Raw genomic sequence first — 13,724 nt, 5'->3', positions numbered from 1 at the left:
TTATGGCGATAACAACAGGTTTAACCGAACAAGAACTCTATGCATCGGTAGAGTGGAATGACTGCTCTGAAGGCTATGAAGATATTCTGTTTCATAAGTCTGTTGACGGTATTGCGCGCATTACCATCAACCGTCCGGAAGTGCGTAATGCGTTTCGTCCTCAAACTGTCAACGAAATGATCAAAGCGTTAGCGGATGCGCGTTATGACGAGAAAGTGGGCGTCATTGTGCTGACAGGCCAAGGTGAGCATGCGTTTTGTTCAGGCGGCGATCAGAAAATTCGTGGCGACTACGGCGGCTACCGTGATGACCAAGGCACCCACCACTTAAACGTGTTGGATTTCCAACGTCAAGTCCGCACCTGCCCGAAACCGGTTATCGCCGCTGTCGCCGGTTATGCGGTTGGCGGCGGTCATGTGCTTCACATGATGTGTGACCTGACTATAGCGGCAGACAACGCGCAGTTTGGCCAAACTGGCCCGAAAGTGGGGTCGTTTGACGGTGGTTGGGGGGCGTCTTACATGGCTCGCATTGTGGGCCAGAAAAAAGCGCGTGAAATTTGGTTCCTGTGCCGCTTCTATGATGCGCAAGAAGCGTTGGATATGGGGCTGGTTAACCATGTCGTGCCTTATGCAGAGCTTGAGCGTGAAACCGTTCGCTGGTGTCGTGAAGTGTTGCAACACAGCCCAATGGCACTGCGCTGCTTGAAAGCCGCGCTGAATGCGGACTGTGATGGCCAAGCCGGTCTACAAGAATTGGCGGGCAATGCGACCATGATGTTCTATATGACTGAAGAAGGTCAGGAAGGACGCAACGCGTTTAACGAAAAGCGTCGCCCTGATTTCGATAAATTCCCGCGCAACCCATAATGGTAGCGGCAATGAAACACGCGAAAATATATCGCTATTCGCTACCGATGGACAGTGGTGTGATTTTACGTCACACCCGTCTGGCAACGCGTGAGGGGTTAATCCTTGAGCTGAGTGATAATGGGCGACTAGGGCGCGGTGAAATCGCGCCTTTGCCAGAGTTCAGTCAAGAAACCGTGGACGATGCCGCGAAGCAAATTGAGCAGGTGTTGTCTGATTGGCTTGCCAACAAACCGATTGATTGGGACGCGTTATATCCGTCTGTCGCCTTTGGCTTCTCGGTTGCGTTGGCGGAGCTTGAGGGTGAGCTTCCTGAGCAGGGCAACTTTCTAACAGCCCCTTTGTGCAGCGGCGATCCGGATGAGTTGGTACAAAAGCTCGCCGACATGCCGGGGCAGAAAGTGGCGAAAATCAAAGTGGGTATGTATGAGGCGATTCGTGATGGCATGGTGGTTAACATGTTCCTTGAAGCGATCCCCGATCTCATGCTGCGCCTTGATGCTAACCGTCAGTGGACGCCCACCAAGGCTCAGCAATTTGCTCAGTATGTGAGTCCTGTTTTTCGTTCTCGCATCGCTTTTTTGGAAGAGCCTTGTCAGACACCTGAAGAGAGCTTGGCGTTTGCGCAAGACACGGGGATTGCGCTGGCATGGGATGAAACCGTGCGTGATGACGGCTTTGCGCTGGCAGCAGCAGAGGGGCTTCGCGCCGTTGTCATCAAACCGACATTGGTTGGCAGCCTAGACACAGTTAAAAGTCTTGTCTCGCAAGCTCACGCATTGGGCATGGATGCGGTGATAAGTTCAAGTCTTGAATCAAGCTTTGGTTTGAATCAACTGGCACGCATTACGCATTGGCTGACACCGGACATGCTTCCCGGTTTAGATACGGTGGATTTGTTTGGTGCACAACTCGATACCCCTTGGCCGGGCTGCGCGTTGCCTCTCACTTCCCTGACCGATTGCAGCTTGGTATGGCAGCAAACAGCCTGATCCGTTTCGAGCAGTGGCCGTGGCAGCATTGGATGACAACGTATCCTGATGCGACGGCCATTGTGCGCGATGATGTTGAAATAAGCTGGCGGCAGCTTTGCGCCGACATTGCGAGCGTTCACTTCGACGTCTCGTTGCAAGCTGGCGCGTCTATCGCCATCCCTAGCGATAATCACTACAATACCCTCGTACTGATGCTTGCCGCATGGCAGCGCGGTTTGACGACGCTTATGCTCAATCCTGCCTTTCCAGAACGTGAGCGCAACGAGCTGCTAATTCATATTGGTATTGATTCCTTGGTAACGACACCAAGTGGAATGATGCTGAACACCTCGGTTAACACGCCAGTGTTTGACTATGACGCGCAGCGTTGTCTGACGTTAACCCTGACTTCCGGCTCCAGTGGCAGACCCAAAGCGGTTGCTCATACAGCAGAAAATCACCTTGCTAGTGCAACAGGCCTGTTTTCGCTCATGCCGTTTGAATCTGCTGACTGCTGGTTACTGTCGCTTCCACTTTGTCATATCTCAGGCCTTGCCATTGTCTGGCGCTGGCTAGCGCAAGGCGCAACGCTAAAAATTGCTGATACCCGCGGTGAAAAGCTTATGACGGCGTTAAATGGTGCGACCCACGCATCGCTAGTGCCGACACAACTTGAACGCCTTGTCATGGCTGGCAAGCCTGCAAGCTTGCATTCTGTCTTGCTTGGCGGCGCAGTGATCCCTCAACACTGGGTTGATCTGGCCGAGAAACAAGGCATTCGCTGTTGGTGTGGCTACGGCATGACAGAAATGGCATCGACGATCACGGCAAAGCGCGCCGATGGGCATTTCTCTGTCGGGTCGCCGCTGCCATACCGTGCGTTGAGTGTGTCACCAAACGGCGAAGTGTGCGTAAAAGGGGAAACATTGTCACCGGGCTACATGATTCATGGCGAATTGGTGCCGTTAACCGAGGATTGGTTTCAGACCAAAGACAAAGCTAGTTGGCGTGTTGAAGGGCGCAGGCGACCAGATCTTCAAATCATAGGCCGCTTAGACAATATGTTTATATGCGGTGGCGAGAATGTACAGCCTGAAACGGTAGAACGAATACTCAGTGCTTTTAATGGGGTGACTCAGCTCTTCATCCTACCGATTGCACACAAAGCGTGGGGGCAAGTGCCCGTGGCGCTGATAGAAGGGGAGTGCGACGCGCAGGATTTTTTGACATGGGCGAAAACGCAGGTCCCGCCGTATCAGTGCCCGCAACGTGTTTTTGTGCTGCCAACACATCTCTTGGCGTCGGGCATTAAAGTGTCTCGTAAAGCACTGTCAGATTGGCTGAACCAACAGTTGGTGAATTAAGCTTGCTTAGGCAAGTTAGCCTTAACAGATATCTCCTCGCAACGCTTTCACGTCATTGAACAACCGCTCTGATGACGCCTCTGAAGGTGAAACAGGCGAGCCCGCCACAACCTCCACTTTAGATCGACAAAGTCTTGGAAACTTCAATAAAGCGCGTCCACCTTCACGGCTGAAATAGCTTCCCCAAAGGCCTTTTAGGGCTATCGGGATCACTGGGACGGGCGTTTGTTTGAGGATCAAATCAATCCCTCGTTTAAAAGGCTGCATGTCACCGTCAGAGGTGAGTTGCCCTTCAGGGAAAATGCACACAAGTTCACCGGCTTCCAATTGCTGTTTGACTTGATTAAGCGCACAGCGAATAGAGCCGCTGGTGAGTTTGATAGGGATCACGCGCGTGGTGCGAAAGAAATAGTGCAACACAGGGAGGTGGTAATAATCTTCATCCATCACAAAGCGGATAGGGCGAGGACAGGCTCCGGCGAGTAGCAGTGCATCGACATAACTGACGTGATTACTGACCAGCAATGCGCCTCCTTGTTCGGGAATATGCTGCAAGTTTTTGTGTTGGACACGGTAAACGCTGTGGCTGAGTACCCAAATGATAAAGCGAAGTGCAAATACGGGGACTTGTTTACCAACGTACAACGCCACTGCAAGGTTCATCATGGCTAACGTGAAGAAGAACGCGGGAATACTGAGTTCAATCACACCCAATAACACTATGGCGAGAATCGCACTCACCACCATGAACAGTGAATTGTAGATATTATTGGCAGCAATGACTTGTGAGCGCTCCGTTTCTTCGGCGCGACTTTGCATCATGGCGTACAGCGGAACAATGAAAATCCCACCAAAAACACCAATAAACAATAAATCTATAAACACCCACCACAAAGACGGCTCTGAGATGAAACCGAGAAAAGTGTCAGTGTGCGGCGCAACATCCGGTGTCGAAAACATCAGGTGCGCACCAAAAACAGTCAGCCCTAGTGCACCAATTGGCACGATACCCGGTTCGATTCGGTGCCCTGATAATTTGTCGCAAAGCAATGAGCCGAGTGCAATACCAATGGAAAACAAGGTCAGTAAGAAGGAGACGGATGCTTCATTGCCACCGAGATACAGCTTGGCGTAGTTAGGAAACTGGGTGAGGTAGCTGGCGCCTAAGAACCAAAACCAGCTGATCCCTAAAATGGATTGCAGCACCACTTTGTCTTTGTGCGCGATACTCATGGTGGTTTTCATTTGGCGCACAGGGGCAAAGCGAATCTCGAGTGATGGGTTGCCAGCACTGGCCTTAGGAATATAACGCGCACTGAGATACCCAAGTGCAGCAAACAGTATTACCGAGAATGCGGCAAGGTATTTGGCATCGGATTGGTTGGCGATGACCCCCGCGACAATCGTGCCAAGCAAAATGGCCAGAAAGGTGCCGGTTTCGACCAAGGCGTTACCCGAGACGAGTTCATTGGATTTGAGCGTTTGAGGCAGCAAAGCATATTTCACGGGCCCGAAGAAAGCTGATTGTGTGCCCATCAAAAAGAGAAGAAAAAGCAAGAGCATGTAGCTTTCGAAGATAAAAGCGACCGCTGCCAAGCTCATGATGGCGATTTCAACCAACTTAACAATGCGGATAAATTGCGATTTTTCGTATTTGTCAGCCAGCTCTCCTGCAAACGCGGAAAAAAGGAAAAAAGGCAGAATAAACAAGCCAGCAGCGAGATTAATGAATAGATTGGTGCTTACACCAAGTGCGCCTGGTGCAGCAAAGGCGACCAATATCAGCAGTACATTCTTGTACACATTATCATTAAATGCGCCAAACGCTTGGGTGACGAAATACGGAAGAAAGCGTCGCTGTGTTAACAGTGCTGATTGCTTCGACATTGCCCTTTTCCTTGCAGTTAGCTTGCTACCCAGCTGGATAAATACCCTGTGAGCAGGTTATCAATCAACTTACCGCCGTCAACGGGGGCATCAGTAAACAATTTGTCATCAACACTCAACAAGGTAATACCATGAACACCAGACCACAGGACACGACTGGCTTGTACAATGTCATCGTCGCTTTTGTTTGGTGAAAGCTGTCGGAGCAGCGTTTCGAGCATTCCTGTCATATTTTGGATTCGGTCACTGTGCCATTCAGGCATTTTGTCGCCTTGCATGGTGTGTTCGAACACTAATCGCCAGCGATAAGGATTGGCCGCTGCAAAATCTAAATAAAGGTGCGCAAGTGCAAAGAGGGCGGCATTTGGGGTATCGGTATCGGCGAGTCTATTTTTTGCCTGATACTGAAGATCGTCCAAGGTGCGGGTAACAACGTGGAGAAGCAAAATATTATAGCTGCCAAAAACATTGACCAAGGTGCTGGGGACGTAGCCGATCATGGCGGCGATTTTGCGGAGGCTTAGCGATTGATAGGGTTCTGACTTCAAAAAATCTTCAACGCAATTTAGCGTCATTTCTACCAATTCTTCGCGGCTATGGTCGTTTCTGCGTGCCATTACATCAATGCTACAAAATAGTGAACAATGTTCGATATTCTAGGAGTGGCGGATCTAAAGGGCAAGTTACGTGCCTCTCAGTTTGAAGATATAGAGCAAACTGAGAGGCTTATGTGTGCGGCGTGTGCTTTTACGAGAAGCGCTGAGAGTTTTTAATGGACACTTGGTCGTTTAGTGTCCAGAAATCGTAAATTAGTCCGATAAGGAAAAATCCGCCTGTAAAGAGGTAAAGAATACCGGTGATCCATTTGCCCATGTACATACGATGAACACCAAATAAACCAAGAAATGTCAGCAAAATCCAAGCAACAGAATAGTCATACTGCCCGCTGTTAAAACGAAGATCGGCTTCGCGATCCATGGAAGGGATCAAAAAGAGATCGATTAACCAGCCGATACCGAACAATCCGAGCGTGAATAACCAAATCGTTCCCGTCACTGGTTTGCCGTAATAGAAACGGTGCGCGCCAAGAAAACCAAAAATCCAGAGTATATAACCGACTGTTTTACTGTGTGTATCGTTCATGGAATTTCCCCCTAAAGCATTTAACGCGAGAGTGTAAAACAACTTAAGCGCAAAGTGACTGATGTAAATCGTATTGAGTGCGTTTTTTTTGTCAAAGTCGCTAAAAGAAGAAGCCTGATCGCAAAAGGCATGAGAGAGCATGAAGGTGGAAATAAACGCTTAGTAACATTTTCAACGGGTGCATAGATTGACTTTATTTGCGATGGGCTTAGCATGAATGCATGTTACGCTTTTTGCGTAGTCTTGAAACTGAACGTAAAGGTTTGCAATGAAACGTTTTTTTGGATTGTTCGCGCTAATGTTTGTGATGGTGGTTTCTGCCCCACATGCTGAAGCGAAAAAATTTGGTGGCGGGAAATCTTTCGGCAAAAGCTTTAAGACTGCTCCAGCACCTAAATCTCAACCAACCAACACGAATTCTCTCAACAAGCAAAATGATCCTGCTTCTGCGGCGAAATCTTCGTCTAGAAAAGGCATGTTGGGTGGCTTGATGGGCGGCCTTCTTGCTGGTGGTTTGATCGCTGCTATGTTTGGGGGCGCGTTTGATGGCTTCCAGATGATGGATTTTCTGATCATCGCAGTGATTGCCTTTGTGCTGTTTAAGATCTTCAAGAGCTTAATGGCCGCGAAAAATGGTGCAATAAGCCAGCCGAATCGACAAGCGTATGCCGGTAATAGCCAGCAAAAAAGTAACGGTTATTATCATGAGCAGCCTCAGTCTCGCGAGTCGACAGCAACGTCTTCAACGGGTGGTTTTGGTGCGGTAAACAACGACGTACCTTTTAACTTTCCCCCTAATTTTGACATGGCGGGATTTGTAAACGGTTCGCGTGAGCATTACCGTATTTTGCAAGGCGCATGGAATCACAACCAACTCGAAACCATCCAAGAGTATGTGACCCCTGAGCTTTACAATGACCTGTCAGAAGAGCGCAGTAAGCTTTCTGGCGAGCAGCAAACTGAAGTGATGTATGTTGATGCGGAAATTGTTCGTGCGGATTACGACAATCAACGCGCGCAGCTGAGCTTGCAGTTCAGCGGTCGCTACCGTGATGGTCAAGAAGGTGTCGAAGAAGACATTACTGACATCTGGCACTTGGAACGCGATATGACACAAGCTAACTCACCATGGTTAATTGTGGGTATCCAAGCGTAATATCAAGCTCGCTAGCGATATTGAAAAAGCAGCTGCCAGTCAGCTGCTTTTTTGTTGCCATTCACGTCTTACATACATAGCTAAACGTCGCCTTTACCGATTAACGCCTGCTCTCCTGCTTAACGTTTAACCTCCTTCTTTCTTCAATCATCTTCAAACGATAAGCAACATGACTTCAATGATTCTTATGTTTGACCTAAACCATTCTCGTTAGCTTATTTGATACAACGCAGTTACAGTGTGGAAAAATCTGCTGGGAGCGTCTGCGTGAATGCACTGAAAACACCAACGAACTTATTGATCGCGATGGCTTTCATCATGGCGATGACATTTTCTGTTTGGAATGTTTTGCTTAACAACTTTGTGGTAGAGAAAGCGGCATTTACGGGGAAAGAAATCGGGATATTACAAAGCTTGCGCGAAGTCCCTGGCTTTCTGGCATTTACTGCTATCTATTTGCTGCTTTGGATACGCGAGCAGAGCTTTGCAATTTTGTTTCTCGCCCTGATGTGCATCGGGGTGGCTGTGACGGGGTGGTTTCCTAGCGAATGGGGGCTTTATCTCACCACCGTGGTGATGTCGATTGGGTTTCACTATTTCGAAACGGTGAATCAGTCGCTGACTCTACAGTGGGTGGATAAAGACAAAAGTGCGCAGTTTTTGGGGCGAGTATTGGCGTGGAAAGGCGCAGCGAGTCTCATCGCTTATGCCACTGTGTGGTTTGTCATGGAATGGCTAGGTGCGGACTACAATGCGGTATACATGTTATTCGGCTTTTTTGGCTTGGGCGCCGTGCTGTTTCTGTGGCTTAGCTTCCCCTCGTTTGATTCGCCCCACGTACAAACACGTCAGTTAATTCTTCGTCAACGATACTGGCTTTATTACGGCTTGACGTTTTTAAGCGGCGCACGCCGACAAATCTTCATCGTATTTGCGGGATTTATGATGGTGGAGAAGTTCGGTTACTCAGTGGGTGAGGTCAGTCTACTGTTCATCGTTAATTATGCCTTCAACATGTTGTTTGCCACTAAAATTGGCGCGTGGATTGGCAGGGTGGGAGAGCGACGGGCGCTGACCGTTGAATACATGGGTCTCGCCATTGTCTTTACGAGTTATGCTTTTGTTGAGAACGCGCAAATGGCGGGTGCCTTGTATGTGATTGACCACCTGTTTTTTGCTATGGCGATTGCCATTAAAACCTATTTTCAAAAGATTGCCGATCCACAAGATATTGCGTCAACGGCAGGTGTCAGTTTCACCATCAATCACATTGCGGCAGTTATCATTCCTGCGGCGTTAGGGTTGGTATGGTTGTATTCTCCAACGGTTGTATTTTTGTTCGGGACAGCGTTGGCGTTGAGTTCGTTGGTGTTATCTCGCTTTATTCCTTCAGCACCAGAGCCTGGAAATGAAGTGCGATTTTTCAGAACGAAGCACGCCCAAGATGTGGCATAAATCAAATTTCTGAGGTTTTACTGGAAATTGAATAAATTGATCGACCAGTTCTTGATCTCGGCACAGTTTACCGCACGTTTGAAGGTCTATATTGACTCAACTGTTTGATTGTAAATGATTGCGGAGCCCTTATGCTTTTTACCTCAGAACTGCTTGAAGAAATGAATGTACTGGTGAAATTTACACTTTCAACAGACATGGCGGGATTAAAGGTTCGCAGCGATGCTGATCCTATTCTGGTTGCTGCCACAGAACGTTTGTATGATAAAAAACTGGTCACAGCGAAAGACGGTGGGTATTTGACATCTATTGGTCGTGATGCGGTTGAACACGCCAAAGAAGCTTTGCGCATTCTAAGATCCGAGCCTTAGTCGACACCGACCAACCAATGATTTTCTTCCTGCACAAAAGGGAGCCCGAAGGCTCCCTTTTTTAATGACCGCTGACTTAATTCGATTGGTATAAGCCGAGGCTTATTGCCAAACGTCCTTGTCGATTTCTTTGTCCAGTTTCGGGAACTTCTTGCGGTCGAAGGTTGGCGTTTTACCAGCCTTGCGTTGTGCCTCGTAGTCTTTCAACAAAGCGAACGCGACGCCAGAAAGTCCCAGAATGGCGACTAAGTTAATCATCGCCATCATACCCATCGACAAATCAGCGAATGCCCACACGGTTGGCAAATCGACCACTGCACCAATCACTACCATAGCCAGTACGGCTACACGGTAGATGTTGATTGCTAACTTGCTTTTGAATATGTACTCGATGTTTGATTCGCCATACGAGTAGTTGGCAATCAACGACGTGAATGCAAACAACAAAATAGCGATAGCAACGAAACCTGCGCCCCATGGGCCTACTTCGGTAACAAGTGCTGCTTGAGTCAGTGCAATACCTGTTAGGCCACTTTCCGTATCCAACATGCCTGAAAGCAGGATGATGGACGCTGTTGCTGTACAGATAACGATGGTGTCGATAAACACACCCAGCATCTGAACGTAACCTTGGGCGGCAGGGTGATTTGGACGTGTTGTCGCAGTTGCAGCTGCGTTTGGCGCCGAACCCATACCCGCTTCATTCGAAAATAGACCGCGTTTGATACCTTGCATCATTGCAGCGCCAATCGCACCGCCGGCAGCTTGTTCAAAGCCCAGCGCGCTTTTAACGATGGTGGCAAAAATTTCAGGTAATACACCGATGTTAATGGCAATAACATAAACGGCCACAATCAGATAGCCGATTGCCATGAATGGCACAACCAGTTCAGCGACACGCGCGACTGAGCGCATTCCACCGAAGATGACTGGTGCGACACCAATGGCCAGAATAATACCTACCCAGGTGTTATCAGTGCCAAATGCGGTGTTCATCGCTGCGGCAATCGAGTTTGATTGGACGCCGTTAAATGCCAAGCCAAATGCAACAATCAAACAAATTGCAAAGGCGATGCCTAACCAGCGCTGTCCTAGACCTTTTTCGATATAGTACGCAGGGCCGCCGCGGAAGGTGTTGTCTTTGTGATTAACTTTGTATGCCTGAGCCAGTGTTGACTCCACAAAGCTAGTCGACATGCCGACCAATGCAGTGACCCACATCCAGAATACGGCGCCAGGACCACCCAGATAGATAGCGACAGCTACGCCTGCCATGTTACCGGTGCCAACGCGAGCCGCTAGGCTGGTGCTGAATGCTTGGAAAGAGGAAATACCACCATCAGCGCCTTCTCGGCTGACTTTGATAAGTGAGAACATGTGCCCGAAAGAGCGAAATTGGAGGAAACCAGTGCGAATAGTGAAGTACAGACCCGCGCCGATCAAAAGGTAAATAAGCACGCTTCCCCATAGCAAGCCATTCCCGGCATCGACAAAGGATACGAATAATTCTTTTAGTTCCGTCATAACAAACTCTACTGTCGTCAAAAATAAAAAGGCAGCGGAGCGATAAGGAGGAGACAAGGGATCTGAAACTTCCTTTTCAGCTCTCTGCCCCGGGTAACAAAAATCACCCTGGCGACGCTTCCTTGCAGAGATTCATGGCCTGTAGCGTTGCGCGTCTATTGCGCTATCTCCAAATCCTTTTGAGCATGTCCCTACGGCCAGTCTTAACTCATGAGCTTTTAGCGCCATGAGATTTAAAACGGCGCGATAATACTTTAAATTGGTGATCTGAGCATCTGAAAGTTTTGCTAGTTGTACGTTATGTAATCATATGAGTGGGTTTTGATGGGTAATTCCAACATAAACACTGAAATTGGTTAACATTGGAGGGGTGAATTCGACTGGGATAGATGCAGCAGTAGGGGGCGAAGAAATGAAACGAGCCCTGCTTAGTAAAGCGTTGGGCTGTGCCCTGAAGAATCAGTTTTCTTGACGTTGTACTTTGTTTTCAAAATCCGCTTTTACGATCTCTAACGCTTTCAATACGGTTTCTGGCGTCACGTTATTGTTCTCCAATAAATAGATAAGATCGACGGCAAGTTTTACGTCGTCAGGTGCTTGCTCTAATCCAGATTGATTCATTGTTTTCATATCTCGGTATGTGGGTAGTAGGTGTTCAATGCCGCGCGAACAAGTTCTGCATGGAGCGGAACCAGTGCCGTCTGTTCCGTACGATAACCGCCACCGATCACTGCAGCAACAGGAATTTGGTGTGCTTTACACGCTTCAAATACTGCGTTGTCTCTTTGCGCAATACCACTCTGGCAGACAGACATATAGCCAAGTTCATCGTCGGTATGAATATCAACGCCTGCATCATAGATCACCATGTCGGGTTGATGCTGCGCGAGGGCGAGTGTCAGACACGGTATAAACTCACGAAGATACTTGTCGCTGTCTGTACCGATGGGCATGGGTAAGTCGATGTCAGATTCAGGTTTGCGCGATGGGAAGTTCTTGTCGCAATGCACGGAGAGCGTCACGATGTCAGATCGGTCTTGTGCCAGTGTTGCGGTGCCATCACCTTGATGAACATCACAATCCACAATGAGTACTTTTTCAATTTCCGGGTAAGACAGTGCATGGTTAGCGGCAAGAATAAGATCGTTAAACAAGCAAAATCCGCTACCAAAATCAAAGTGTGCGTGGTGGTAGCCGCCAGTAAGGTGAATCGCCACACCGTGCTCAATTGCTTTGTCGACCGTGAGTGTTGTACCGCCTAAAGATGTCAGTGATCGCTGAATCAGCGCTGGGGTCCAAGGAAAACCAATTCGTCGCATTTTGACCAAAGGGAGGTTGCCAGAGATGAGCGCATCGACATAGTCGACATGATGAATGGCCTTTAGTTTGTCGCTGCACAAGACAGTAGGTTCAAACGATTGAACGGGCCACTGCTGTTGCTCGATAAATGTTTTGAGCAATTGATATTTTTGAAGCGGGTAGCGATGTCCGTCAGGTAACGGGAAATTAGAATAAATATCATGATAAACAAGGGGCAACATATTTTCTTATCACCCTTTCTTTTCTCGAAATGCAATCCGAGCTTCAATTTTCTTTTTGGACTCTCGACAACGTGCCAGTCGGTTTTCCGCGACCAGCAAATTTTTCTGTGCGCCTTGTTGTTCCGCGATAGTATTGCCATGCGCGATGTTCAATTCCGCATCGCGTACCATATCGGCTAAGCGCCGCTCCCACTCCTGATGTTGAGCAAGCTCTTGGTATAGTTGACCGGTGGAGGTGCCGAACCTGGGTGCAAAACTACGCTCTTTCTGTCGAATCGATACCGTCGCCATTTCGCGTTGCAACGCGCTAATTTGATTGATGAGTTTTTCACACAGATGTTCAGCGCGTTGAGGTGATAGCCGGCCACTGGATTGTTCTCGTTCTAGTGTGTCCACCACGCTTTTTGCTTCTGCCACACAAGGCGTGAGGAAACGAGAAAGGGTACGAAACAAGCGCTCATCAAACAGTGGCTTGATGCCTTCGCCGCGTCGCCTATCTATCTCAGCGGCTTGAATTGCCAATGCATTGAGCTGTTCTTTTAGCGAGGATAAATCCATGTTATTTCTCAAATTGACGGTGAAAAATCATACCAATCGGATAAACCAGCAAAAATGACTGAATATTTACGCTGATTGGTACTAGAACCACGCATCGATGGCAAGCTTCACCGACAGTATCACGACAACGGTGATGAACACAGGGCGAATAAAAGCGCTGCCAAAACGAATCGCAGAGTGTGCGCCAATGAAAGCGCCCATCATCAGAAAAAAGCCCATGGTGAGGCCAATTGCCCAGTTAACGTGACCAAGAATGATAAAGGTGATGAGCGAAGTAATGTTACTGGTGAAATTCATCGCCTTTGCGAGACCGGATGATAACAACATATTCATCTTGTACATCGACATCGACGAAACGACCCAAAACGCGCCTGTTCCAGGCCCGACGACGCCATCGTAAAACCCAAGCGTGAGCCCTTGACCCCATTGTTTTGTTTTTAATTTCGGGTCATCTTTTGGCAATGCATGCCCATCGACTTTCGGCTGTGGATGCCAGATGGTGTAAACCGCTATCGCCAATATGATAAGAGGCAGTGCTTTCTCAAGCCATGCGGTACTGATGTAGTTCACCAGTAAAGTACCTAATATTGCCCCCACTAACGTGGCAAAAAACGCCTGACGCCAAAATGTCGGAGAGAAAAGCTTTTTACGGTAATAGGTTAACGCTGCTGTTGAGGAGGCAAACGTGGCAGCGAGTTTATTGGTACCCAAAACAATGTGCGGCGGTAGGCCAATTGACAAGAGGGCGGGCACGGTGAGCATGCCACCTCCGCCTGCGACAGCATCAATAAAGCCAGCCAAAAATGCAACCACGGCGAGAATGGCAATAGTGGATGGGTCAAAAAGTTCTAGCATTTAAGGTGGCTCGTCAAGTTGTGTGTC

Annotated in this window: 14 protein-coding genes; 6 read left to right on the top strand and 8 right to left on the bottom strand. The window is 48.5% G+C overall.

The genetic code is table 11. The features are described from left to right. Positions 1-2: 2 nt before the first annotated feature. Genes menB through AC3CIC_RS11400 form a run of 3 tightly spaced genes read left to right on the top strand, consistent with a single transcriptional unit; the run spans position 3 to position 3,207 of the window. A complete protein-coding gene (menB, locus tag AC3CIC_RS11410) occupies positions 3-869 on the top strand; it encodes a 1,4-dihydroxy-2-naphthoyl-CoA synthase (RefSeq protein WP_488514654.1) in 867 nt (288 codons plus the stop codon). 11 nt (positions 870-880) lie between these two features. Further along, a complete protein-coding gene (gene menC / locus AC3CIC_RS11405) occupies positions 881-1,861 on the top strand; it encodes an o-succinylbenzoate synthase (protein ID WP_488514653.1) in 981 nt (326 codons plus the stop codon). Beyond that, the gene (locus AC3CIC_RS11400; protein ID WP_488514652.1) at positions 1,843-3,207 is read left to right on the top strand and encodes an AMP-binding protein; all 1,365 of its coding nucleotides are present in this window, start codon (positions 1,843-1,845) and stop codon (positions 3,205-3,207) included. The genes menC and AC3CIC_RS11400 overlap by 19 nt, the downstream gene beginning before the upstream one ends. A 21-nt stretch (positions 3,208-3,228) precedes the next feature. Here the strand turns inward: AC3CIC_RS11400 and AC3CIC_RS11395 are convergent, their stop codons facing one another. The 3 genes from AC3CIC_RS11395 to AC3CIC_RS11385 all read right to left on the bottom strand — a co-directional run bounded on the left by AC3CIC_RS11395 (position 3,229) and on the right by AC3CIC_RS11385 (position 6,237). Further along, complete coding sequence (locus AC3CIC_RS11395) at positions 3,229-5,094, bottom strand: MFS transporter (RefSeq protein WP_488514651.1); 1,866 nt, start codon at positions 5,092-5,094, stop codon at positions 3,229-3,231. Between the two features lie 17 nt (positions 5,095-5,111). Next, positions 5,112-5,711, bottom strand: a complete 600-nt coding sequence (locus AC3CIC_RS11390; protein WP_016961026.1) for a TetR/AcrR family transcriptional regulator — start codon at positions 5,709-5,711, stop codon at positions 5,112-5,114. Positions 5,712-5,841: 130 nt separating this feature from the next. Then, positions 5,842-6,237 carry an NINE protein gene (locus AC3CIC_RS11385; RefSeq protein WP_026023978.1) on the bottom strand — a complete coding sequence of 132 codons (396 nt, stop codon included), beginning with the start codon at positions 6,235-6,237 and terminating at the stop codon, positions 5,842-5,844. 268 nt (positions 6,238-6,505) lie between these two features. On the opposite strand from AC3CIC_RS11385, the gene AC3CIC_RS11380 reads away from it, so the two are divergent. From AC3CIC_RS11380 to AC3CIC_RS11370, 3 genes are all read left to right on the top strand, one after another. Then, positions 6,506-7,393: a Tim44 domain-containing protein gene (locus AC3CIC_RS11380; RefSeq protein ID WP_016961028.1), complete on the top strand. Its 888-nt coding sequence runs from the start codon at positions 6,506-6,508 to the stop codon at positions 7,391-7,393. A gap of 267 nt (positions 7,394-7,660) precedes the next feature. Further along, on the top strand, positions 7,661-8,848 hold the full coding sequence (locus AC3CIC_RS11375; protein WP_394210568.1) for an MFS transporter: 1,188 nt from the start codon (positions 7,661-7,663) through the stop codon (positions 8,846-8,848). A 131-nt stretch (positions 8,849-8,979) separates the two neighbouring features. Then, the gene (locus tag AC3CIC_RS11370) at positions 8,980-9,219 is read left to right on the top strand and encodes a TIGR02647 family protein (protein ID WP_016961030.1); all 240 of its coding nucleotides are present in this window, start codon (positions 8,980-8,982) and stop codon (positions 9,217-9,219) included. A gap of 102 nt (positions 9,220-9,321) precedes the next feature. Here AC3CIC_RS11370 and AC3CIC_RS11365 read toward each other — a convergent pair whose 3' ends face one another. The 5 genes from AC3CIC_RS11365 to AC3CIC_RS11345 form a co-directional block, all read right to left on the bottom strand. After that, positions 9,322-10,743, bottom strand: a complete 1,422-nt coding sequence (locus AC3CIC_RS11365; protein WP_488514650.1) for an alanine/glycine:cation symporter family protein — start codon at positions 10,741-10,743, stop codon at positions 9,322-9,324. Positions 10,744-11,202: 459 nt separating this feature from the next. Next, positions 11,203-11,373, bottom strand: a complete 171-nt coding sequence (gene rsmS, locus AC3CIC_RS11360) for a pleiotropic regulatory protein RsmS (protein WP_016961032.1) — start codon at positions 11,371-11,373, stop codon at positions 11,203-11,205. Further along, the gene (locus AC3CIC_RS11355) at positions 11,370-12,284 is read right to left on the bottom strand and encodes a histone deacetylase family protein (protein ID WP_016961033.1); all 915 of its coding nucleotides are present in this window, start codon (positions 12,282-12,284) and stop codon (positions 11,370-11,372) included. Before AC3CIC_RS11355 ends, rsmS begins: the two co-directional genes overlap by 4 nt. 9 nt (positions 12,285-12,293) lie before the next feature. Beyond that, positions 12,294-12,842 carry a primosomal replication protein PriC gene (priC, locus tag AC3CIC_RS11350; protein WP_016961034.1) on the bottom strand — a complete coding sequence of 183 codons (549 nt, stop codon included), beginning with the start codon at positions 12,840-12,842 and terminating at the stop codon, positions 12,294-12,296. A gap of 81 nt (positions 12,843-12,923) precedes the next feature. After that, positions 12,924-13,697 (bottom strand): TSUP family transporter, encoded by a 774-nt coding sequence (locus AC3CIC_RS11345; RefSeq protein WP_488514649.1) that lies wholly within the window; start codon positions 13,695-13,697, stop codon positions 12,924-12,926. Positions 13,698-13,724 lie beyond the last annotated feature (27 nt).

It is taken from the genome of Enterovibrio sp. QJM3NY_24 (genome assembly GCF_057786035.1).
The sequence above is the reverse complement of the archived record's forward strand: the minus strand, read 5'-3'. Positions and strand labels throughout refer to the sequence as shown.

Coding starts and splice junctions, on each gene's coding strand:
- menB (WP_488514654.1), top strand. CDS start 3: ATGGCGATAACAACAGGTTTAACCGAACAAGAACTCTATGCATCGGTA.
- menC (WP_488514653.1), top strand. CDS start 881: ATGAAACACGCGAAAATATATCGCTATTCGCTACCGATGGACAGTGGT.
- AC3CIC_RS11400 (WP_488514652.1), top strand. CDS start 1,843: ATGGCAGCAAACAGCCTGATCCGTTTCGAGCAGTGGCCGTGGCAGCAT.
- AC3CIC_RS11395 (WP_488514651.1), bottom strand. CDS start 5,094: ATGTCGAAGCAATCAGCACTGTTAACACAGCGACGCTTTCTTCCGTAT.
- AC3CIC_RS11390 (WP_016961026.1), bottom strand. CDS start 5,711: ATGGCACGCAGAAACGACCATAGCCGCGAAGAATTGGTAGAAATGACG.
- AC3CIC_RS11385 (WP_026023978.1), bottom strand. CDS start 6,237: ATGAACGATACACACAGTAAAACAGTCGGTTATATACTCTGGATTTTT.
- AC3CIC_RS11380 (WP_016961028.1), top strand. CDS start 6,506: ATGAAACGTTTTTTTGGATTGTTCGCGCTAATGTTTGTGATGGTGGTT.
- AC3CIC_RS11370 (WP_016961030.1), top strand. CDS start 8,980: ATGCTTTTTACCTCAGAACTGCTTGAAGAAATGAATGTACTGGTGAAA.
- AC3CIC_RS11365 (WP_488514650.1), bottom strand. CDS start 10,743: ATGACGGAACTAAAAGAATTATTCGTATCCTTTGTCGATGCCGGGAAT.
- rsmS (WP_016961032.1), bottom strand. CDS start 11,373: ATGAAAACAATGAATCAATCTGGATTAGAGCAAGCACCTGACGACGTA.
- AC3CIC_RS11355 (WP_016961033.1), bottom strand. CDS start 12,284: ATGTTGCCCCTTGTTTATCATGATATTTATTCTAATTTCCCGTTACCT.
- priC (WP_016961034.1), bottom strand. CDS start 12,842: ATGGATTTATCCTCGCTAAAAGAACAGCTCAATGCATTGGCAATTCAA.
- AC3CIC_RS11345 (WP_488514649.1), bottom strand. CDS start 13,697: ATGCTAGAACTTTTTGACCCATCCACTATTGCCATTCTCGCCGTGGTT.